This is a genomic window from Weissella sp. MSCH1 (assembly GCF_045799135.1).
Lineage (GTDB): Bacteria > Bacillota > Bacilli > Lactobacillales > Lactobacillaceae > Weissella.
In genome coordinates, this window is the sequence record NZ_JBJMBA010000045.1 from 99,951 (window position 1) to 122,285 (window position 22,335).

The 22,335-nt window shown below is 42.7% G+C and carries 20 protein-coding genes; all 20 read right to left on the reverse strand.

The annotated features are described in order from the left end of the window. Positions 1-98 precede the first annotated feature (98 nt). The gene (locus tag ACJ28U_RS10040) at positions 99-731 is read right to left on the reverse strand and encodes a hypothetical protein (protein WP_407619175.1); all 633 of its coding nucleotides are present in this window, start codon (positions 729-731) and stop codon (positions 99-101) included. Positions 732-733: 2 nt separating this feature from the next. Beyond that, positions 734-1,351 (reverse strand): ATP-binding cassette domain-containing protein, encoded by a 618-nt coding sequence (locus ACJ28U_RS10045; RefSeq protein WP_043707454.1) that lies wholly within the window; start codon positions 1,349-1,351, stop codon positions 734-736. Beyond that, positions 1,348-3,387 (reverse strand): hypothetical protein, encoded by a 2,040-nt coding sequence (locus tag ACJ28U_RS10050; protein ID WP_407619176.1) that lies wholly within the window; start codon positions 3,385-3,387, stop codon positions 1,348-1,350. Before ACJ28U_RS10050 ends, ACJ28U_RS10045 begins: the two co-directional genes overlap by 4 nt. A 327-nt stretch (positions 3,388-3,714) precedes the next feature. Further along, on the reverse strand, positions 3,715-5,532 hold the full coding sequence (gene glmS / locus ACJ28U_RS10055; RefSeq protein WP_407619177.1) for a glutamine--fructose-6-phosphate transaminase (isomerizing): 1,818 nt from the start codon (positions 5,530-5,532) through the stop codon (positions 3,715-3,717). A gap of 508 nt (positions 5,533-6,040) precedes the next feature. After that, positions 6,041-7,246, reverse strand: coding sequence for an ammonium transporter (locus ACJ28U_RS10060; RefSeq protein ID WP_407619178.1), 1,206 nt, complete (start codon positions 7,244-7,246; stop codon positions 6,041-6,043). 177 nt (positions 7,247-7,423) lie between these two features. Further along, entirely contained in the window at positions 7,424-7,906 is a 483-nt protein-coding gene (locus ACJ28U_RS10065; protein WP_407619179.1) for a hypothetical protein, read from the reverse strand. 8 nt (positions 7,907-7,914) lie between these two features. Then, complete coding sequence (locus tag ACJ28U_RS10070) at positions 7,915-9,021, reverse strand: C39 family peptidase (protein ID WP_407619180.1); 1,107 nt, start codon at positions 9,019-9,021, stop codon at positions 7,915-7,917. Between the two features lie 123 nt (positions 9,022-9,144). After that, a complete protein-coding gene (locus tag ACJ28U_RS10075; RefSeq protein WP_407619181.1) occupies positions 9,145-10,296 on the reverse strand; it encodes an LCP family protein in 1,152 nt (383 codons plus the stop codon). 619 nt (positions 10,297-10,915) lie between these two features. Continuing rightward, positions 10,916-11,827, reverse strand: coding sequence for a glycosyltransferase (locus ACJ28U_RS10080; RefSeq protein ID WP_407619182.1), 912 nt, complete (start codon positions 11,825-11,827; stop codon positions 10,916-10,918). Further along, positions 11,820-13,361: a lipopolysaccharide biosynthesis protein gene (locus ACJ28U_RS10085; protein ID WP_407619183.1), complete on the reverse strand. Its 1,542-nt coding sequence runs from the start codon at positions 13,359-13,361 to the stop codon at positions 11,820-11,822. Before ACJ28U_RS10085 ends, ACJ28U_RS10080 begins: the two co-directional genes overlap by 8 nt. Next, positions 13,358-14,485, reverse strand: a complete 1,128-nt coding sequence (locus ACJ28U_RS10090) for an EpsG family protein (protein WP_407619184.1) — start codon at positions 14,483-14,485, stop codon at positions 13,358-13,360. Before ACJ28U_RS10090 ends, ACJ28U_RS10085 begins: the two co-directional genes overlap by 4 nt. A 3-nt stretch (positions 14,486-14,488) precedes the next feature. Then, the gene (locus ACJ28U_RS10095; RefSeq protein ID WP_407619185.1) at positions 14,489-15,427 is read right to left on the reverse strand and encodes a glycosyltransferase family 2 protein; all 939 of its coding nucleotides are present in this window, start codon (positions 15,425-15,427) and stop codon (positions 14,489-14,491) included. Next, the gene (locus ACJ28U_RS10100) at positions 15,417-16,427 is read right to left on the reverse strand and encodes a stealth family protein (protein ID WP_407619186.1); all 1,011 of its coding nucleotides are present in this window, start codon (positions 16,425-16,427) and stop codon (positions 15,417-15,419) included. Before ACJ28U_RS10100 ends, ACJ28U_RS10095 begins: the two co-directional genes overlap by 11 nt. Beyond that, on the reverse strand, positions 16,424-17,587 hold the full coding sequence (locus ACJ28U_RS10105) for a glycosyltransferase (protein ID WP_407619187.1): 1,164 nt from the start codon (positions 17,585-17,587) through the stop codon (positions 16,424-16,426). Before ACJ28U_RS10105 ends, ACJ28U_RS10100 begins: the two co-directional genes overlap by 4 nt. A 17-nt stretch (positions 17,588-17,604) precedes the next feature. Beyond that, positions 17,605-18,159: a sugar transferase gene (locus ACJ28U_RS10110; RefSeq protein ID WP_407619188.1), complete on the reverse strand. Its 555-nt coding sequence runs from the start codon at positions 18,157-18,159 to the stop codon at positions 17,605-17,607. A gap of 35 nt (positions 18,160-18,194) precedes the next feature. Beyond that, positions 18,195-18,917 carry a CpsD/CapB family tyrosine-protein kinase gene (locus tag ACJ28U_RS10115; protein WP_407619189.1) on the reverse strand — a complete coding sequence of 241 codons (723 nt, stop codon included), beginning with the start codon at positions 18,915-18,917 and terminating at the stop codon, positions 18,195-18,197. Between the two features lie 12 nt (positions 18,918-18,929). Further along, positions 18,930-19,793, reverse strand: a complete 864-nt coding sequence (locus ACJ28U_RS10120; protein WP_407619190.1) for a YveK family protein — start codon at positions 19,791-19,793, stop codon at positions 18,930-18,932. A gap of 347 nt (positions 19,794-20,140) precedes the next feature. After that, complete coding sequence (locus ACJ28U_RS10125) at positions 20,141-20,908, reverse strand: tyrosine-protein phosphatase (protein WP_407619191.1); 768 nt, start codon at positions 20,906-20,908, stop codon at positions 20,141-20,143. A gap of 124 nt (positions 20,909-21,032) precedes the next feature. Next, a complete protein-coding gene (frr, locus tag ACJ28U_RS10130; protein WP_010371853.1) occupies positions 21,033-21,590 on the reverse strand; it encodes a ribosome recycling factor in 558 nt (185 codons plus the stop codon). Between the two features lies 1 nt (position 21,591). Beyond that, the gene (gene pyrH / locus ACJ28U_RS10135; RefSeq protein ID WP_010371856.1) at positions 21,592-22,314 is read right to left on the reverse strand and encodes a UMP kinase; all 723 of its coding nucleotides are present in this window, start codon (positions 22,312-22,314) and stop codon (positions 21,592-21,594) included. Positions 22,315-22,335: the final 21 nt, after the last annotated feature.

Here is a 22,335-nt window from a genome sequence, read left to right on the forward strand (position 1 = left end):
ATCTGTTAATTAAACAATCTTTAGATTTGAAGCAAGATTATTCATTATAAGCCCTCTCATTTGGTTTATTTCATCCGAACCAGTGACAGTACGACCATTTATTTGTCAAAAAACAGATTGAATTTATTTGAAGAAGACTTTATTTGTAACATTTCTCCCTGACTAACACTAATCGTTTTCTGATTATCAGCCTTAGAGATCTGAATTGTTTTTTCTTCTCCGTCTCTAGGCGTTATTACTAATTGAACAATCCCATCAAGTTGAGTCTTGTAATTTCCTTCTACAGATTCCAATTTAAGTTTATAAGCCCCCGGCTCGATATCACTGCCAATCCCATAACGGCCTAAGTTGGTAATATTGAAACTACCATTTTTCCCTAAATGTTTAAAATCAACGGGCTTAAAAGTAATCGTTGTCTTCCCAGGAACATCAATACCGTCTCCCTTTGAAAAAAAAGCTCCCGTTATTGCACTACCTGGTCCCGGAACATATGCTGTACTTGATACATCATCCTTTGATTGACTATCCGTCGTTACTAAATATAGTCCTGTTGCACGTATTTTTTTTATAATGTGCCGATCACTTGCATTGCGCATTTCTTGCTCTACCGCCTGATTATTTTGTGATTTATATATCTTCATTTCAGGCGAAACACTATTCATTTTAAAGGCCCAAACGCCACTACCAGCGACGACTATCATGGCCAGTAGCCCTAACAACCATTTTTTCATTTTTAATACCTCAAATCGGATATGTGAATTACCTCATCCACGCATTGGTAGACATTTGGATCGTGTGTGGCAAAAATAACATAAGTTTCATCGTTTGATAAGCTCAGTAATAAATCAATTATTTCCTGTCCAGTCTCAGCATCTAACGCCCCGGTTGGTTCATCAGCAAGAATAATTTTAGGTTTCTTAAGCAGCAAACGAGCAATCGCTATTCTCTGTGCCTGACCACCCGATAACTCAAAAATCTTCCTATTCAACAAATCGACCGGTAAATGGACAGCTGATAATACTTCTAACTGCTGTTCTCGATTCTTATTCACTAACCCCAAATTGTAAGACACTGTTTGGTCTTCAATTAATGCATAATTTTGAAATATGTAACCAAGCGTTTCTCGAAAGTATTTTTGCTCTGACATTTTCCAAATATTAATGTCATCAGCCATTATCTCACCAGACGTAGGCTTCTCTAATCTCGCTATTGCATTCAGCAATGTTGTTTTTCCCGAGCCTGAAGACCCTACTAATGCATACGTCCTTCCCGGTAAAAACTCCAATGATAAGTTATCGTAAATCACGCTATTTTTATATTCTTTTTTATAGTTTTTAATCTGAATTGTCACAATTCAAAATCCCCTTTCAGAACATTTACGCTTGCCTTCTTAACGTAGAATCTTACATAACCGATAATTATAACAATTGCCATGACGTTCAATCCTAGAACGACATTCTTCAGTACCATTGACGATGTCATAAACCATGCAACCACCAGACCCGCAAAGATAGTCAAGATATACCCACCAAATTCCCGCAGAATAACATAGTCTATGTTATAACCCAGTAGCCTTTTAACACCCATCGTGTACGCTTTTTTCCTGGCAATATTCATTAGAAATTGAAATATAGCAAACAGCTGCATAATTACCAATGTCGACATAGAAACATAAGCCGCCACAATTCGCTTTTGAAGACGATTTGCCTGCATTTGAATTGAAAGGTACGGACTTGTAATATCTTCTACCTGTCCATTGATTGAGGAATCAACAGCGACTTTTTTTAACCCCGGTTGCTTGAATAGACCATTCAAAACATTTGAATACGTCGCATCCTTACCAAGAGAATTAAATGCATACGCCATATTAATTACGACAAGAATTCTATTCGTATCTGTTTGAAGTCTAGAATGGTCATAGACATATAGTTCCGCTCCCCGGTAATCAAACAAGAATGTTTTTTCATTATTCTTTACAATATGAACTTCAAAGTCTGATTTTTTAATACCCGAATTTTGGTAATATTCTAGATAAATTGCGTTTAAAACAGATTTTTTGTGGTCCTTAAATTTTTCCGGCAAAAACACAGTGGCCGGTTTTTTATTAGCAACCTTCCCCGCCAAATTCTTATGTCCTGAAAGTTTCAATGCGTTGAGATTCATGTACCGAATCCTTTTTGAAACATCAGAATCAATACCATCTCTTTTTAACTGACTGGTCATAAATTGTGCCTGTTCCTGGCTAACCATGTTAGGGACTTTAGCCGTTGAATCTTGTGAGAAAATATATTCATCATCCTTGAAATGATCCATGAACCTGCGAGCAACCTTTGTGTCAGCTCTGGCATCAATTTCACCATTATTTGAATCTTCAATACTGGGCAAAGTGACATTAACCGCTTTGTATGCGCTTAATTTTTGCCACGGTTTTAAACTGTCTAGTTGTTGTTGTAGATTTTTTTGATTTAAAACAGTTTGATTCATCAACAGCGTTAATGCAGCAAGACTAGCTAAAATTCCTACCATCCAAACTAAGTTTTGTTTCATGTTACTATCTGTTCTTTTCAACGCCTTAGCTAAGTTATCATGCTGAATAATGATGAAAAAAACCACGTTAATCAAAATAACAAAGCTCATCAATATAACAATGTTTAATCCTAACGTTGCTAATAGCGCATATGATGATAATGAGCTAAAAGCGACTTGATTAAGTAAAACATATACGCCCCAAAGTACAATCGAAACTACCGTCATTATAAATAAATCTGACGCTACACTTTTAGCGAGCGTCTTCTTCACCCCTCCGAGCATCCGCCCGACCAGCCAATGTTTGCGATACAAATTTAGCGATGCAAAATATGAGATTAAGAAAGTTAACACCATACTCCAAGAAACGACTGCTAAAATACCACTTGCCCATATCTGACTTCCAATTATGTACCAAGGTAATTGCGTTGACGTAGCTTGGATGCCAATTTGTTGTAGCTTATCAATTAACTCTCCAGGAAGTTTACTAGCACTATAATACATGCCTTTATAAGATGTGCCCTTCAAGGCAGTTAGCTCATGGAATTCAGCCGCATTATCAGCATCAGTACCGAAAGAAAATTTTCTTTCCTCCCCATTTTCATCAATAAATGTGCGGTACAGCGTGACGTCAAATTTATCTGCCCCATCTTTTAATACTTTGTAAACAGTTGAAGAGTTTAGGGATGTATCTGTAGATATTCGCGTTGCGTACCGTACAGGAAACGGAATATCTTGCGCTGACTCCATCACTTGGGTTACCCCAATCAATCCAAAAATCAACATTGCAGACGCAACTAACCATTTTTTTATTTTCATAATTTTATCAATACCAATATATGTATGGTGAGCAGAAGCCACCCACCTAGTAATTAGAAATTGTACCAATCCCGATTGCTGCTGCAGACAACAATACTTATTTATGTGCGTCAAAACAACAGTAACCAATATAAACTAGTCTTTTGTATATAACCACACCGCTAAATTGACAGTTGTAAACTTGTGAAACGTTTAACCTGAATCCAAAGCCAAATAGTGTGTGACATTTTTCAAAAAAAATACGGAATACTCGATACTTGACCGGATAAATTCACAACAAAAAAGGAGTTGCTTGGCCATATGGCAATCAACTCCTTGAGCAAAAAGCCCAAGACGAAACAGACGTCTTGGGCTTCCTTTTTAAAACTTTTATTGTACAGTGACCGACTTGGCCAAGTTACGGGGACGATCGACATCCAAGCCACGGCCGAGTGACGTGTAGTATGCCAACAATTGTGTTGGTACCACTGACAACAATGGTGACAACAATTCATTCACATCAGGCAAGATGAAATCATCACCTTCTTTGGCCAATGATTGCGTCACAATTGTGTAAGCTCGTGAGCCACGCGCTTGCGTTTCTGCCAAGTTACCACGAACCAGGCCGGCTGTCTTTGCTTGTGTAATCAAAGCAATTACTGGTGTGCCGTCTTCAATCAAGGCCAACGTACCGTGCTTCAATTCACCAGCCGCAAACCCTTCAGCTTGCACGTATGAAATTTCTTTCAACTTCAGTGCCGCTTCCAGCGAAACTGTTGAGTCAACACCACGGCCAATAAAGAAGGCGTTCCGTGACTCCGCCAAATATTGGTTAGCCACTTGTTGCAACGTTTCTTTGTCATCAACGATTCCTTGAATACCCACGGCAATCTTAGACAAATCTTGTTCCAAATCAAAACCAAGCGTTGCACGGTCAGCAATCGCATAAGCCAAAATTGCTTGCAAAGCGACTTGCGCCACGTAAGCCTTCGTTGAGGCAACCGCAATTTCAGGACCCGCCAACAATGGCAATGCATAAGTCGCTTCACGCCATAGCGTTGACTTCTCGACATTTGTTAGCGTCAGTGACTTAAAGCCTTGCGCGTTAACGTTTTGAAGCACTTCACGTGAGTCAGCCGTTTCACCAGATTGCGTCAAGAAGATAAAGAATGGCTTCTCTGACAATAATGGTTGCTCGTAAGCAAACTCTGATGACAAGTGAACTTCAGTTGGCACACCCGCCCATTGTTCAAATAAGCGCTTACCTACCAAACCGGCGTGATATGACGTACCGGCAGCGACAATGTACAAACGATCGGCTGCTTTAAGATCGTTCAAAATGGCTTGACCAACGTGCACGCCACCTTCATTATCTAGGTATTTCTCGATCAAGTGGCGAATCACAATTGGCTGTTCATCGATTTCCTTCAACATGTAGAAAGGATACGTACCCTTATCAGTTTCTGAAGCATCAATGTCCAAGTGGAATGGCTCACGGGCCGTTTCGTTACCATCAACATCGAAGAGTTGCACTTTATCGGGGTCAATAATCGCGATTTCACCATCATGTAACTCAATAAAATCGTGCGTTTGATCCAACATCGCCACCGCATCCGACGTCACCACGTTAAAGTCTTCTCCAACACCGATTAGCAATGGTGACTTTTGCTTAGCAACGTACATACGGTCTGGTTCATTACGATCCATCAACAAGAAACCATAGGCAGAGTTCGTGTCTAACAAGCTGATCAACTTACGCAAGGCGTCAAATGTTGACATGCCTTCATCCGCAAACTTACCAATTAATTGGACGGCAACTTCCGTATCCGTGTCTGAATGGAACGTCACATCGGCCAAATATTCTTGCTTTAACTCTAAGTAATTTTCAATCACACCGTTGTGAACCAGGTAAAAACGACCATCGGCTGACAAATGTGGGTGTGCATTATCAATTGATGGCACACCGTGAGTTGCCCACCGCGTGTGTGCAATACCGCTTGTTCCAGTCACATTTTTTGTACCAACCAAGGCCTCAAGTTGGGCAACACGACCCTTTTCTTTCACTAGCTGATCAGTTCCCAATGCTTGGTCAGCAACGAACAAACCCGCAGAATCATACCCACGGTATTCAAGCTTTTCCAATCCCTTCAACAAGATTGGTGCTGATTGATAATTTAATCCCGTAAATCCAACGATTCCGCAATACATATTTTGTTCCCCCTAATGCACTATCATAAACAAAGTGGTATACCCTTTTGTTTCTTCATTGCGTTTTAATACATAACCTATAATACCGTTTAAAAAAGCACGGTCAACTAAATTCCAGTATATTTTATTTTAATTGGTAAAAATTGGTATAGGTTTACGTATAGACCAATTCCGATTGATTATCGCTAATAGTTAGCTGAAAGCGCGTCCCAATTGCCTTTCACCACCTTAAGTAGCGAACCAAAAAAGCCCGGTTACACGTCAATGTGCAACCTGGCTTTTAACAATTAATCATCGCTTATTAATGCTTCTTCGCATCCTTAGCGGGGTGAGTGTTCGTATTCATCTTTTCGAAGGCACGAACAGCGCGATCAACTTTCTTATTCAACATGCTCAAACTAAACATATGAAATCCCCCTTTTCATTTTGCTATTGTAAAGAAACCCTTTACAAACTTGTAATATTTGTTTTTAATACATTACCGCGAATGATACGTATTGTCAACCCTTTATTTCGTGAACGTTAGTGACTCACCGTGTTGCAGCAAATCAACACCCGTTAACTCAGCCTTTTCACCGATTCTGAGTGGTACGATGAGGCCTACAATTTTAGCAATTGCCCAGGTCATAACGACGGAAACCGCGATTGTCAGAAGAATTCCGGCCAATTGCACCCCCATCAAGTGCCAATTCCCTTGTAACAAGCCAGTCGTTCCCGCCAGTGTTTTTGTGGCAAATACACCCGTTAGTAGACCACCGAACACACCACCGACACCGTGCAAGCCAAATGCATCCAGCGCGTCATCATAACCCATGCGGTATTTAATCACCGTCGTCGCAATGTAAACAACTAATGACACAACCACACCCATAATCGCTGCCGACACCGGCTCAACGAAGCCAGCGCCCGGTGTAATCGCAACCAACCCTGCAATGGCCCCTGACATAGCCCCAGCAACCTTAACCTGATGGAAGACCAACAAGTCGAACATGACCCATGTCAGCATACCGGCCGAGGCCGCAATACTTGTGTTAATGAAGGCCAACACTGCCACACCGTTTGCTGCTAAAGCTGACCCGGCGTTAAAACCGAACCAACCAAACCATAGCAAGCCACCACCAATGACAACAGACAGCATATTGTGAACTGTTAACGTAGTAGCCTGCTTACGCTTTCCGATGATCAAGGCCAAGGTAAGTCCTGATACACCAGAAGAAATGTGCACCACATCACCGCCGGCGAAATCTAACGCACCCATCTGAGCCAGCAAACCACCGCCCCAAACCATGTGAGCTAATGGCACATATACTAATAACATCCACCCCAGTAGAAACAAGATAAACGCTTTGAAGTTCATTCGTCCGACTACCGAACCAGCAATGATTGCCATAGTAATCATCGGGAACATCCCCTGAAACAGCGCAAACGCGCCATCTGGGATACTTAGACCTCGTGAGCTACTAGTCATGGATACCCCGTGAAAGAAGGCTGCCCGTAGATCACCAATGATTAAGCCGTGACCACTGAAAGCTAACGAATAGCCAACCGCAAACCACACTGTACCACCGATAGCAATGGCAATTAGCACCATGGCCAACGTGTTCACTGTTGATCGCACATCTGTGAATCCACCATAGAACAATGCCAATCCAGGCACCATCAACCAAACTAACGCGGCACTGACAAGTACCCATGCAATATCCGACCCCACCATATCGCTACCTCCTGATATCTCTCATCGACTTCTAATTTATAATCAGTATAGGCACTCTCTCATTGCACACTCACAATTGTGTTAGGAATGATGACATCGGCTGGTCTGGACCAATGCAAAAACCCCAGCTAGTAGCACTCGTTTAAGAAGCTACTAGCTGGGGTTTAGCATTACCTATTATTTCAGTTGCGTTTTGACGTACGTCGCAAAATCAGTATGCGAATCCTGCGCAGCTTGCCAATATTGTTGCAACGTTTGATTATCGATTGATGAAGAATCAACGCCCGCGTTGTAAAGCATAATACGAGCAGTTGATGCATCAAAAGTTGTCGTTGAAGAAGTTGCCGGTTGACTGACTGCTGTGCTAAAACTGCTTGCAATCGTTGCCTGTTCCTCGGCGACACTACTTTGTGATTCAGAAGCCGTTTCTACCGACGCACTTGTATTAGTCGCCTCATGACTCGTTTGCGTTGTAACACTTGCTGTGCTGGCGCTCGTCTGAGCTGAACTAGCTGAGGTTACCTTACGAGCAGAGCTCGTTTGGCGTGCTGTGTGATGTATTCGCTGATTTTGCCCCATTACATACGCACCAATTAACACACCAATGATAATCAGCATGCCAATGACAAGACCAATCCCTTTACCTGTTTGTTTTTGCATGTATCCACCTACTCAATCGCAAATACGGGTGTGCCGGCATCCCAATCATGTGGGTCAGCTGACAAGCGACCAATTAAACCATCCACTGAGTTCCACCCATTGTAGAATTGGTGGTTGTACGGATCAAAAACTTCTGTATTCCCACCACTATAACCGTACGCTGCTACCGCGTGACCAATCCCCACGTTAATCAAAAAAATAACTGGGTAACCATCACGCAAGGCATCTTTGACTTGCGCTGGCGTTGTAAGGTTGCGCGTTGTATGACCGAAACTATTGACCATACGAACTAAGTCACGACCTGACGCGCCATATGACATACTTGCGCCACCCAAACGATTAGCAACATCGCGTGGTGTTGTATTGATGCCATATGAACCATTCATAATCATCGCGATGCTTGAAGGAACACACCCAGTCGCCCCGAACGTGCCACCGTTAAACCAAGTACCCGACCAACGGCCATCCCACTGTGAAAAGTAAGTTGGCTTACCGGGTACTGCCCGAGAATAAAAAGTGCCATCGTTGCCAAAGTAGTACTTCTTGTTATTAATCGTTTGGAGTCCTTGTACCGCTCGTCCATCACGACCAACATAATAAGTCATCCCCCAAGCAGTTTCCCATCGTGAATTCTGCCGGACACCATTCTGGAACCAATAGTAGGCCCCCATGTAGAAACGGAACCCCGTAAAGTAGGCCCCATTAGCCACCCAACGCCAACCACTATTATTCACGGGCACGTAAGCATCTTTCACCTTACCTCGCAAAAAGAACGTCCCGTTATCTCCAAAACTATACACCGTTCCATTAATCGCCTGATTACCTTGAACAGCCCGACCGTTATCATCTGTATAGTAACGCATGCCCCAAGCATCACGCCAGCCGGCATTTTGGCGCACACCGTTAACAAACCAATAATACGTCCCCATATAGTAACGGAAGCCTGTATACGGTTTCCCATTTTCAAGCCAATTCCAACCACCATTAGCCGTAGATACTTCTGGCGAATAAACATAACCTGTCCGATTATCTGCCGACGCCGACGTTGTTAGTAGCGAAGTTGCGCCCAAAACACCCACAACTCCCATTAAAAGAGCTTTTACCACCTTATTCATTGCATTAACTCCCCAAATCTTATCTTGTTACACATTTCACTTTTAATAATGCGCTATCTTGCGGTTAAAAACAAGCATTTTTACCCTCAAAAAAAGAGTGCCAAAATAGCACTCTTTTCGTTATTATTCAGTTGGTACACCATTAGCAATCATCACATCAGTGGAAATATTGCCACCATATAAGTTACCTGTATTAGCTGCTGGCAAGCCCAACGCCTTACGCAACACATTCGTTGCACGTTGTTGTTCAGAGCTTGAAACGACTTCGGTTGAACCAGACGTCAAACTGTAACCCGTTCCTTGAATGTGATCATTCTTCACGTTGTTAGCCGCCCCTGAATACTTTGTCGCAATCGCTAACATATCATTGTAGCTCAAGTCAGTTTGCATTGATGAAGAAATTGAATTCAAGAAATCCGTATTCAACAACTTTGTTGGATTGCTCTTCGCTGCATCAACAATCCCTTGTAGCACCAATCGTTGACGTTCCTGACGTCCGTAGTCACCCTGCGGATCATCATAACGCATCCGTGAGAAGGCCAAGGCAGCCTTACCTGTCATCTTGGTGTGAGATACACCATTGTATGACCACGTTGTTGATCCTTGCGTAAAGCTGTACAAATCACCTGCGTCAGCGTGAGCCGTCTCAGGGTTGTAGGCAAACGTCAATGGTGACGTCACCGTAATGCCACCAACTTTGTTAACAACCTTTTCCATGCCACCCATGTTAACCAATGCATAGAAGTCAATTGGAATATTTAGCCAGTCCTGAATCGTCTTAATTGTTGATTCGGCTGATCCGTAAGCATACGCTGCATTAATTTTTTGTGGGAAGGTATCCTCATACCCATCAATTGCGACCAACGTATCACGTGGGATTGACATGATTGTCGTCTTATCTGTTTTAGGATTAATGGTTACAATCATGATTGAGTCAGTTCGACCTTTGTAATCACGGCCCAAAGCACCCGTGTCTGTACCCAACAGCAACAATGAGACCGGCTTACCCTCTGACAAGACAGCCGACACATCACGTGCCTTCTTCATAGTTGGTGCCACGTACGACTTATCAATAGCACTCTTAGTCTGCATATATGCATAACCGAATAAGCCAGCAATTACCAAGACAATCACCAATAAGATTGATAAAATCCAATTACGGACTTTATGTGATTTCTTTGGACCCTTATTTTTAGGGGCTTTTTGTTTCTTTCCGCCACGTTCATTCGCTAAGCGACTTGAGCGTGAAACGGGTTGTGTTTGCTCGTTATCCATGAGCCACTCCTTCTCAACTGTAATACATACTTGTGCATTTATTGTAAAACGAAACTGGCTAAATTGCCGTAATTTCCCGTTGATGTTTATTTTTTTATAAACACTCCCGTACTTGTAGTCAGTAATTCAGTCTAAAAATACCGCTACATGTCCTAAAGTCCGAAAAAACTGGCGCAAAAAAACGGTGACCGAACTGTGCTCGATCACCATCTCTTAATTTCGACTAGTTTTCATTGATGCGAGCTGCGACTAATAACGCCATCCCCATCACACCAATAAATCCACCGGCTAAAAATGACACTAACATCATCATAATTTGCCCCTCCTCGATTTCTTCTCTATCTCCTCATATTACTAATCGTTTATGAACGATTTGCGAAGGTTGTTTAGTTTTTTATCTGTCGCTTTAAACCTTGAACGCCGCTGGTAGATATTTTACACTTATGTTCGGAGGCAATTCACAATATGTATATACTGGGAATCATTTTAGCTTTTATCCTTGGCGGATTAGTTGGCGTTATTGGCATGGCCATGCTAGTCGCTGGTCGCCGTTCAGAAAAAGATTAATCATCACAAAAGCAGTCGCTTATGGCACAACGTCATCGGCGACTGCTTTTTACTACAATTTGTTTAGCACCCAGAACAGCACTCTTTTCCGCCAAGACAATGACCTAGCGTCTGACTGATATTGCCTGGTCATTTGTATCAATCGCGGCATGTTTAGCCACCCGCCAGGTTGACGGCATAGGCGTCGACTATCCATCACAACTGTGTCTGCAACTTTCGCAGCACTTAACGCAATTGGCACTATCGGTCGTAACGCTTCTAAAAAGCACTGACTATTAGCCACGATATCAAACGATAAACGGCGTGTCGCGGACTGCGCTGTTGGCATGTACTGATAATAGACGGCCGGTACAAATCGCACATCGGTAGCCACTTGGCAAGCCGTAACATTAAATAACATGTCCTCACCCATGTGCAAGGATTCATTGAACGTTAGGTTAGCGTCTCTGATTAATTGTGTGCGATAAAATTTGTTGAACGGTTCTGGCCCCACACCCTCATAGCTCGTTAACACCGGCAATTTTAACATTACCTGCATTAATTGGAATCGGTTTGCTTCGTTTAACGACATGTCATGTTGCTGACCATTTCTAACAAACAAAACCAAATCAATTTGGATCTGCTGATTTATCAGGTGCGTCTTTATAACGTCGCTTAGCACGACGCCATCCACTTCATCATCAGCGTCAACGAATGCAATGTACATTCCCTTGGCCACCGCTATACCTTGATTTCTGGCCGCTGCTGCACCACCATGCGTCGCTACGATTAATCGCCCATACTCAAATAATTTTAACTGATGTCGGATTACATCAAGACTGCCATCAGTGGAACCATCATCAATAAAAATTACCTCAACTGCCGTGACTAATCGCAATTGTTGCATTAAAGCCGGCAACGTTGTGGCATTGTTATACACTGGCACAATAATGCTCAGTAGGGGTCGCCCTTTAAAGTCACACATCGTAAATATTTCTCCCAGTTATTTGACGCCACATGATTTTGCATAAATCACGGGTTTCAATTTGGCAACTGAACGCCAAGATAAAAATAACACTATAGCCACCAATGCTACCCATCCCCATAAAAATTAAGCCTAGCCACCCCATTTGTGGTATCCACCCATGACATAAATAGTGCACGCCAACCAAACCCGCTAACGCAACATGATAGGCCGTAAACTTGATTAAAGGGCATTGGGCACTTTGCTGAAAGCCATGTTTGAAAACAAGCCACGGCTCCCACCAGAAATTAACGACTAAATTACTAATAATATTCCCCAGCAACACCGCATTGATTCCCAAATCAGTTTGCGTGATTAACCACAAACTAGTTCCCAAATTCACACCCGCTTCAATTAAAGATTTATATCGCATGGTCCAAAACAATCCCAGCGCCGCTGCAAAACTTAAATTTGCTTGGCGCAACATCGTAAATCCCAAATTAATCACGATTAAAAAGACCGTGAAATCAGCTAAAACATATGCTGGCCCAAACACTAACCGAATGAAATCTTGCATTACAGTAAAGGAGCCTCCTGCCAAGACCGTACTAACTAACGCAATTAAACATAAGTTGCGATAGTACGCAACTTGCTGTTGCGCCACGCTCTCAGTTACACCAATATGGCCAAAAACACCAACGATAGCAGCCATTACTTCACCAACTAAACTACTTAATCCTTGTACAATCAACGCGTAATTTGTATAGACACCTAAAGTACTCAATCCTAGATACTTTGAAATCAATAAATTATCGGTACCGTTAACAATAATGACACCAACCTTCGCTGAAATATTTCCAAGGACGTTCTCACGTAATTTTTGTTTAATCGTTTCTGGGATGCGTTGCGATGAACGCCAAGTCAGCATTGGATACCGTTGTTTCGCCTGCTGATTAATCAACAAATTAGCAAGTAGCGTTCCTCCAATATGGAGCGCTAAGAAGACCATATAGTTTTGCCAAAAGATTAGGACAATAATTTGCATAATGTTTTGAATGAACCGGCAGCCTACCTGATTGATATTATTTACGTACGCGCGTTGATCAGCAATAAAAAGCGAACGCGCATACGAGAAAAAATAACTCAATGCAGTACCAATAACGTACAAGTAAAACATTAACTGAATATGCGGAATCGTTAGACCTGGTTTTACAAAGAACGGTAGTCCAGCCGCCAATAAAAATCCCAGCAATAAAATAGTAAATCCAATGCCACCATACAAACGTCGATAACAAGTCAGCAGTGCATCAACTAGTCCCATATCCCGATTTGCTAAAGGTCGATACAGCGAAAATGTGATGGCCGCCCCGATGCCTAATTCCGCAAAGGACAAAATATTCATTAAATTATTAAAGAGACCGTTTGCACCTAAATAATTGGCTGACATCGTCCGTACAAAAACAATTTGCATTGTAAATTGCGATGCCAGGGTCACAAGTTGTGCCCCTGTGGCTACTATTGTATTTTTAACCGTTGACGTCGTGTGACTCATCATTGCCGTTCCTCCTTCATCACATAGGTTTTATCTGGGAACATGGCATTTTCATGAATCATTGGTGCATACGTATTGTGATACTTAGTGCCGTAATGGTAAGTTGCAAAGCTATATGTTCCTACTAAAAGTCCCATTATTGCTAGTAAAATCCATTTATTCCGTTGATTTAGTTGGCTCAATATCTGCGCGAAAATAGCAAAAATAACCAGTAACCCATCAATCAAAATGCGATCAAAATTGTAGGCCACCAAATAAAGGGGCACCATACTATAAAAAAGCAACGACATTTGCTGGCCCAACCTAATTGACGATTGTAGCTGTTGATTATCCGTCTGCTTTAAAACGGCTTCTAGTCGCCAAAATAGTAGTAATAACACCACAGCCATCGCCACGTCTAATATGATAATCATGCCTGGCTCGAACCGAAGCGCGTACTGCAACATTTTCGGGCCGATCACCGGTAAATGTGTGGCAATTGCCTGGACGAGTATAACGTAAACACGGCGCGTAACTGGCACAGCAATTAACAAAGCACCAACACTAACGACGCAAATGAACCACAACTGTGCGTTTCGCGTTCGCAACTGTCTGATCGGCAACAATAATAAAAAGAACACTGCCGCTAATTGAATGCCAGCGGCCAAACCAACCAACATCATAAAATACATCGTATCAAACCGGTGGTCCCGCCAAAGATAAGCAATCGCAACGAAAACGACAGTGGCCATCAAATAATTTCGTAGCTGTACCCCCGATTCAAAGAACTGAATGGCGGTATAACCTAACAAAACCACTCGCTTATTATCGACTTGAAAGATGTTTAACCCCCAGGCCATACAGCTCATTTCAATCGTAAAAATAACTAATTTAAACTGTTGGTAGGACAGTCCCACTTTAGTTGCCATCTGCATGAGGTGATTAAAAACCGGCTCAAATTTTGTTGGTACTTCTGGATGGGTATAGTACCAGTTGTAAACCCAATTGTCGGATACAGTAATTGGTACGTAAGCAAATATAATTGCTAACAGAACCAAAAATACTATCGACAACCGTTGCTGACGACTTGGTGTAAGCAATAACAGAATTAATTCAATCAGGACTAAACCATAAAACACACCGACCATTGCTTACTCACCACCTTTAGTGGGCCAGCACAAGACTAGCACGCAGCCAGCTAACCAAATTAGAACGTCTTTACACTGCCGGCGCCATTCGTCATCGAACCACCAACCTGTTTGCCAACGCCGTTTTGCCTGGCAGAGTTGCCGCAATACACCCACCTTATCCTTTAAGGACACGTGCCGATATCGCAAAACCTGAAACATATGGCTGAACAGTTGCTTATTAAGCAACATGTTAATTGCCGGTACATCTTGTGGTTGCGCCACATCCGTCCGGTAATCGACTAACTGTTGCAAAACCGCCACGACATCGACATGTTTTGCAACGGTTGAACTTTGTGTAATGCTGCCATCACGCACACAATACTTAACTAATGGGGCTTCCAACACCTTCACATGACTAGCCCGTAAAAACGCAATTGTCGTAAAAGCCATATCTTCAAAAAAACGTCCTGGCGGAAATAACAAGCCACTCACTAATTGTCGACGATAGATCTTATTCCAAGCACCTGTGTAAATATGTTGTAGACTATTGGTCGGTTTAAACACTTGAATAATGTTGCCTTGTCGCATTCTTTGGTAACCAAATACCACCAAATCAGTCGTACTGTCCAGTGTTTGTACCATTTGATTGATAGCTCCCGGCGTCAATTGATCGTCGCCATCCAAAAAAGCCAACCATTCACCCGTCGCCATCCGCATACCTGTATTCCGCACTTCACTCAGCCCGCGATTAAACGTGTGCCGATGGAGAATAACGTTTTCGTGAGCAGCAAACCGGCGACAATGAGTCCACGTTGCATCTGTTGAAGCATCATCGATAATGATGATCTCCATTTCTTGTCGTCTTTGTATCAAAACTGATTGCAACGTCGCATCAATGTCATCCTGCACATTGTAAGCTGCGATAATTAGTGACAGTACCGGTTGCCGATCATTTCTCATAGTTACTTTTGTTTGCAAAGCGTCGCTCCAAAATTTTCATAGTTGCCAAAGCAGCAGTTTCCTGCGCGAGTGTCGTAACCGTATCATTTAGCACCACCATCTTTGTTGTTGTTAAACGGCTACGAAATAAACACTTCACGGCAGCAACATCCTGAATCTCTAAATAACGACCAAATTTATATGAACGTGGCTTAACACATCCAGTCATAATTTGATAATAACGCATCAACCAAACTGAAATGTCGGTCACCTGACGCTCCTTATTTACCAACGCCATCTTTGTCACCTCTCTTTCGTAAAGTGAATAACCATTCATAAAAGAAGATTTCAAAAATGGTATTGCAAGATGATGATCATAGAAACGCGTGAAATATGGCAATATCGACAACAAACTTGATAGCAACCCTATTCTGATACCGTTTCTAAAGGAAAAGGCCACTCGCCAATTAGTGAACAACCATTCTCTTTTGGAAAATTCGCGGTTTATTAACGTCATGTTATTAACCGCCGTATGCGCAAAATCATCGCGCGGCATTAATAAAAATTGACTCGTCATATCAACCACTTTTTCACCGTCTGCCGTAAAAAAATCGCTTGGCCAGACTGGATTTGTAAACAAAAAATCATCATTTAACAAGATAAAGTGTTCGTTTAATCCTGGAATACGCCAGCAGTGCAGTTCAATCACATTCGAATTATAAGTTGGCAAATATTCGCTAGGAATAAAGCTAGTATGATCTACGACAACCAACCTGTTACTATCTTTAATAAAACTAGGCCGTTGCTGGTCAGTGACAAGATAGATTTTGTTTACCCATGGCGCATACTGCGCAATTGAACGCAGCAAATACTTCAACGTACCAAAATCACGATATCGTTGGTCCGACAATTCATGCTCTGGTACCGACACATGTTGTGACCTGCGTTGTTGCCAAGCTAAATCACTGCCATCAACCCAGGGGATGACAATATCAATTGGCATTTTCGTTGACTTTTTCATTGGCTCATCCCCACCTTAAGATACCGACTGTAGATACCGGTCATGATTTTATCAACTCGTGACTCATCAAATTGCATTAAGAACTCGGTATACTCGTTTAATGCTGGCTGTAACCGATCATCCTGTACGCGCTTAATCGCATCAGCTAAAGCCATAACATCCAGCGGATTAATTAACTGGCCTAATTTTTCGTCAATTAAGTAATCTGCCATGCCGGTTCCCTTGGCGCCAATCATGTATACCCCATCAATTAGTGCATTAAAGCCGCCCATGCCAAATCCTTCTCGTAGCGACGGCATGACAATCATATCTGCTGCGTAATGTAAATCTTGTAAGTTTGACTGATATCCCAAAAACGTCACCTGTTCAGACAAGCCAAGTTCAATTACTAACCGTTTAATTGTTGCTTCAGCCGTCCCGACGCCGGCAAAGAATATCTTTATCTGCGGATTTGACAATGCGTGTACCGCTTGCAAGAGCGTTGCTTGATTTTTGCGAGTACTAAACTCGCCAACCTGAATGATTGCAAAATCATCGCCTGTTAAGCCAAGGCCTGCGCGCATCCGTTTGCGAATCGATAATCGTGTCGCTGGCGAAACAGTTAATGATTGCTTCACTGGCGCACCAACGCTGGGCAAATACGAGACTCTTTGTACCGGTAAAAATCGGCTAACAGCCTCATCGGTGTGATTAATAACTACCAAATGTTGCGTCAACCAAGCTAAAGACCACTCAATTGGAAAAACTAACCAATTCTTAAGTGGTCCACCTCGAAAGAAATGAAATCCGTGCGCCGTATATAAAACCGGACAGCCCATCCCCCATGATGCTAACCGGGTCAACGCTGCCCCAATCGGTGAATGGACATGTATCAAGTCATACTGATTTTGTCCAATTAAGCGCCGCAATTGTATCATCACTTGGCAATTCGCACTCAAACGCCCAAGTCCACGATCAAAATTAATTTGATGTAAAACAATTCCCATCTCCGTCAGATCCATAATCAGTTGACAATTAGTCCGATCATCAACGGTTCCAAAGTTCTCAAAATCAGCTGCCACATGGACTTCAGCACCTAAATTAGTCAAAATCGCTAAATTACGCATATTAAATTGTTGAATCATGTTCGCCTTGGCGGCCACCATTAATACCCTTTTCAAACCTAATCCCCACTAACCTACGCCTTATCAATGTCAGACTGCTTTAGGACCTTAATTAAAGTCGCCGCAACAATACTCACATCGTGCATAAAACTAACTTGATTTGCATACATACCGTCATACATTGCTTTTTGACAGTCTGAAACGTTATTTCTACCACTTACCTGTGCTAAACCAGTGATGCCTGGTAACACCCGATCCGCACCAATGACTTTACGTTTCTCAATAACTGCCATATCGGTCACCGCTAACGGTCGTGGCCCCACAAAGCTCATCTCACCACGTAAGACGTTAAAGCACTGCGGTAGCTCGTCCAATGATGTACGGCGTAAAAATTTACCGACCGTCGTCACGTACGCATCTCGATTATGAAAATTCTGATGCGAAACCAGCGGCGTTGATCCAACCATGGTCCGAAATTTATAAACTTCAAACGGCTGACTATGGCGGCCGAATCTAGTTTGTTTAAAGATCGGATTTTCGTGTGTGACTAGCCAAATCGTACCCGCAATCACGATCATTGGCAGACTAAAAATCACCAGTAATAAACTTGCAAAAATGCAATCTAACATGCGTTTAATCAATTTTCGATATAACTGTTGTCCTATCATTTTTCAAACGTTTCCCCATAACCATAGCTTGCATAACGTTGTTTCTTTTTATTTCGATGCACCACACCAATAATTGGCGTTTGACTGAGCTTCATAATTTCAACTGTGCGTTTGATATTTGCTTTTTTTGTTTTCCCTAGAGAAACAACCAACACAACCCCATCAACCTGTTTCATCAACATTTGGGCATCTGTCACTGCTAAAACCGGTGGTACATCAATAACTACCTTGTCATAATGCTCATTGGCCCAGGTTATTATGGTTGTCATCTTTTCCGATCCCAATAATTCCGCTGGATTAGGTGGTACTGGTCCGGCTGTTAAGACATCTAACCCCGTAATTTGTGTTGTTTGCACCGCATCTCTCAGTATTTTTGCTGCTGATAGCACCGTCGTTAGTCCTCTGTTTGGCAACACTTTAAACGTCGCCTGAGCAGTTGAACGTCTCAAATCAGCATCCACATATAACACCGACTGACCTGACTGTGCCCATGTGACAGCTAGGTTACTTGCGACCGTGGTTTTACCATCAGATATTTCCGCCGATGTGATCATGACAGTTTTAAATTGCGGCAAAGTCGCACTAACAAATTCGATGTTTGTTCGGAGTGTGCGAAATTGTTCTGAAACCGGATTTTTGGGTTCGTGATACGTTACTAATTGTGCCCCAGATTTTTGCGTCAAATTATTATCCTGACGTTGTTTGTTAAATAACCTCATTATATTCACCTATTAAATACGTTGTTTGATGCGTGAGACACCCTGTTCACTTAGCATTACTCGTCGTTCTTTTAAACGACCAATGCCCGTGATCGTTCCTAAATTAGTGAGTCCCAACTCATCCGTCATAAAGGTCTCTGTTTTAATTGTTCGGTCGGTTAATTCTCGAACTACTCCAATTACCAAACCCAAACCAACACCAACCACTAGACCAGCCAACACCATTAATTGCTTATTAGGCGCCGACGGTTCAGTTGGACGCGTAGCCCGCGAGACAATCGACACATTTGAAACGGCCATAATATCTAGAATTTTCGCCTGAAAAGCATCTGCAATTGCGTTTGCAATATCGCGTGCCGCCGTTGGATTTGAGGCATCAACATTAATTGAGAACACTTGAGAATTTGTCAAGCTAGAAACATTAACCATGCGAACGAGCTGTTTCGTTGTCAGTTGACTATCAACGTACTTAGAAGCGCGCCACTCATATTGCGCTGGCTGAGCCGCGGTAATTTCAACGGTCCGTCCAAACGCATCAGTCATGTGTTTAGCAGGCTGGCGTGGCACCTTCTCAACCTTAGTTGGTAACTCCAATCGTTTGATTGCATCATTCAGGATGATTGGACGCGTCAAGATATCCTTATACGTCTGTATTAGTTGCACATCTGCCTGTTGATCACCTAACTGCACACCTTGCTGTCCTGAAGTCGCCTTACGATTAACTAAGAGCGCCGCCGTCGCCCGATATTGTGGTTGCATGACATGCGTCGCAATACCATAGGCAATACTTCCGGAAGCAACCCCCAATAGCGCCATCAACAACGCGTTTCGTTTTATAATTTGCCATAATCTACCTACATCAACGATATTGTCCATAATTAAATACTCCCCCAAGAAAGTCATCTCAAAAATAAGTACCGCCAGTGTAGCACTTATTAAAAAGCGACATATTAACGCGGTGTAACAGCAAAAAATGACTGATCTCACGTTTTTCACGCTGAATCAGTCATTTTAGCTGACATAATCCGGTATTGTAGACCAGCATTTCCCCTATCGATTTGTTTTATGCAAACGTTCATACTATATTTCAGTCCCATATCTTAATGCCATCATTCTTATTGCATGCAACCCCGTTAACTATTGCTGAATTTTCGTTTTGTCACAAAATGTTAATGTATTTTGTGCGACAAAAAAGACTGATCATCATCTTGATGATCAGTCTTTTAATAAGCTGAAAATAGTCTGTTTTTCTTAATTGGCACTATTTGCCGCCTTGAAACGCTTGTACCATTAATTAAAGCTTTCGCATTTTCGTTAAATTCAGTTGCTAAACCTGAACCATGGACAGCCACCAACTTCTCGAACGCTTTCGCCATATTATGCTGACGGCCAGGCAATCGATGTGCATCAGAGGCAACAACCTGAGCTAACCCGTGTCCAATAATATCCTCACTAAAAGCCATTACTGCTTTACCAAAAGCACCAACATATGAACTTGCGGTTACCTGAGCATAAGCCCCCTGTGAAACCAGGTCGTATAGCAAATGCGGTTCCTGCATCAATCTGCGGTTCCGTTCTGGATGAACAATCACTGGCATTATCCCTCGTTGTTGTAGCTGGAACAATATTTCGCTTGTAAATAATGGCACATCATTGGCCGGTAATTCAACTAACAGAAACGTTCCCTGCGTGTCCGTTGTTAAAATGTCACCTGCATCTAATGCGGTTAATAATTCACTGGTCAATCGCACTTCTTGTGCTGGAAATACCGTTAACGGGATTGCTAATCGTTCTAATTCCGCTTGAAAAACAGCCGTCAAATTGATGACGTCAACCGCGTGATTAATGTATTGCTCGTCCATGTGGTGTGGTGTCACCAATGAATGGGTAATCCCCTCCATTACCGCGGCACGAGCTAATTGTAATGATGCTTCCAGTGAGTTTGACCCGTCATCAATATTTGGTAATAAGTGACTGTGTACATCAATCATATGGCTCCCCCTGTTCATTTGTACTTTATCACTATACGGGATTACCCACAGCGATGCCACTCTGTAAACAAAAAAAGCACCCAACTTCAAAAGTTGAGTGCTTTTTTAAAAATTGTTAGTCGAATTAAATCGTCAACAATTCCTTTTCCTTTTCAGCAGCGATACCGTCAATATTCTTAACAGCGGCATCAGTAGCCTTTTGGATGTCGTCTTCAAGCTTACGTGCTTCGTCTTCTGACATGTCACCGTTCTTCAATGCCTTCTTGGCATCGTCCATGGCGTCACGACGAACGTTACGAACCGCAACCTTAGCCTTTTCTGACTCACCCTTAACTTCCTTAGCCAATGACTTACGAGTTTCCTCAGTCAAGGCAGGAATTACCAAACGAATCACTGATCCGTCATTGGCGGGTGTCAATCCAAGATCAGAAGCAAAAATTGCTTGCTCGATATCCTTCAAGATTGACTTGTCAAATGGTGTAATCAACAATACACGTGCTTCAGGCACAGTAATTGAAGCCAATTGGTTCAAAGGTGTTGGTGCCCCATAATATTCTGCCGTAACATTACGCAAAATTGATGGGTTTGCCACACCGGCACGGATATTACCAAGCTCGCGACGCAAAACGTCAGCAGCCTTACCCATACGCTCGTTAGCTGAATCAAGAATTGGATTAGCCATATTAGTTTACCTCCACGGTCGTTCCGATATTCTCGCCCAAGACCACACGCTTAATATTACCAGCTGTGTTCATGTTAAAGATTACCAAATTGATATCATTGTCCATTGACAACGTTGAGGCCGTTGAGTCCATGACCTTCAAACCTTGCGCAATGATGTCCTTGTGCGTCAATGACTCGAACATAACTGCGTCAGGGTTCTTACGAGGGTCATCGTTGTAAACACCGTCAACACCATTCTTAGCCATCAAAATAGCCTCAGCGTTGATTTCAGCGGCACGCAATGCAGCCGTTGTGTCAGTTGAGAAGTATGGTGAACCCGTTCCGGCACCAAAGATCACAACGCGACCCTTTTCCAAGTGGCGAACAGCCTTACGACGAACGTATGGTTCTGCCACTTGACGCATTTCAATCGCAGTTTGTACACGAGTTGGTACGTCTTCAGATTCCAAAGCATCTTGCAATGCCAAGGCGTTCATCGTCGTGCCCAACATACCAACGTAGTCAGCTTGGGCACGTTCCATGCCCAACTTTGCGCCAGCTTCCCCGCGCCACAAATTACCACCGCCGACAACGATAGCAATCTCAACGCCAAGTTCGTATACATCCTTAATTTCTGCCGCGATACTCTTGACAGTTTCAGGATCAATTCCGTAGCCGCGTTCACCAGCCAAGGCCTCACCTGACAACTTCAAAAGTACGCGCTTGTACTTTACGTCTGCCATTATTTAATAAGCCTCAGTTCT

Excerpts from the sequence above, each read along its gene's own strand:
- ACJ28U_RS10040 (WP_407619175.1), bottom strand. The coding sequence starts at position 731 with ATGAAAAAATGGTTGTTAGGGCTACTGGCCATGATAGTCGTCGCTGGT.
- glmS (WP_407619177.1), bottom strand. The coding sequence starts at position 5,532 with ATGTATTGCGGAATCGTTGGATTTACGGGATTAAATTATCAATCAGCA.
- ACJ28U_RS10060 (WP_407619178.1), bottom strand. The coding sequence starts at position 7,246 with ATGGTGGGGTCGGATATTGCATGGGTACTTGTCAGTGCCGCGTTAGTT.
- ACJ28U_RS10065 (WP_407619179.1), bottom strand. The coding sequence starts at position 7,906 with ATGCAAAAACAAACAGGTAAAGGGATTGGTCTTGTCATTGGCATGCTG.
- ACJ28U_RS10070 (WP_407619180.1), bottom strand. The coding sequence starts at position 9,021 with ATGAATAAGGTGGTAAAAGCTCTTTTAATGGGAGTTGTGGGTGTTTTG.
- ACJ28U_RS10075 (WP_407619181.1), bottom strand. The coding sequence starts at position 10,296 with ATGGATAACGAGCAAACACAACCCGTTTCACGCTCAAGTCGCTTAGCG.
- ACJ28U_RS10080 (WP_407619182.1), bottom strand. The coding sequence starts at position 11,827 with ATGTGTGACTTTAAAGGGCGACCCCTACTGAGCATTATTGTGCCAGTG.
- ACJ28U_RS10085 (WP_407619183.1), bottom strand. The coding sequence starts at position 13,361 with ATGATGAGTCACACGACGTCAACGGTTAAAAATACAATAGTAGCCACA.
- ACJ28U_RS10090 (WP_407619184.1), bottom strand. The coding sequence starts at position 14,485 with ATGGTCGGTGTGTTTTATGGTTTAGTCCTGATTGAATTAATTCTGTTA.
- ACJ28U_RS10095 (WP_407619185.1), bottom strand. The coding sequence starts at position 15,427 with ATGAGAAATGATCGGCAACCGGTACTGTCACTAATTATCGCAGCTTAC.
- ACJ28U_RS10100 (WP_407619186.1), bottom strand. The coding sequence starts at position 16,427 with ATGAAAAAGTCAACGAAAATGCCAATTGATATTGTCATCCCCTGGGTT.
- ACJ28U_RS10110 (WP_407619188.1), bottom strand. The coding sequence starts at position 18,159 with ATGTTAGATTGCATTTTTGCAAGTTTATTACTGGTGATTTTTAGTCTG.
- ACJ28U_RS10115 (WP_407619189.1), bottom strand. The coding sequence starts at position 18,917 with ATGAGGTTATTTAACAAACAACGTCAGGATAATAATTTGACGCAAAAA.
- ACJ28U_RS10120 (WP_407619190.1), bottom strand. The coding sequence starts at position 19,793 with ATGGACAATATCGTTGATGTAGGTAGATTATGGCAAATTATAAAACGA.
- ACJ28U_RS10125 (WP_407619191.1), bottom strand. The coding sequence starts at position 20,908 with ATGATTGATGTACACAGTCACTTATTACCAAATATTGATGACGGGTCA.
- frr (WP_010371853.1), bottom strand. The coding sequence starts at position 21,590 with ATGGCTAATCCAATTCTTGATTCAGCTAACGAGCGTATGGGTAAGGCT.
- pyrH (WP_010371856.1), bottom strand. The coding sequence starts at position 22,314 with ATGGCAGACGTAAAGTACAAGCGCGTACTTTTGAAGTTGTCAGGTGAG.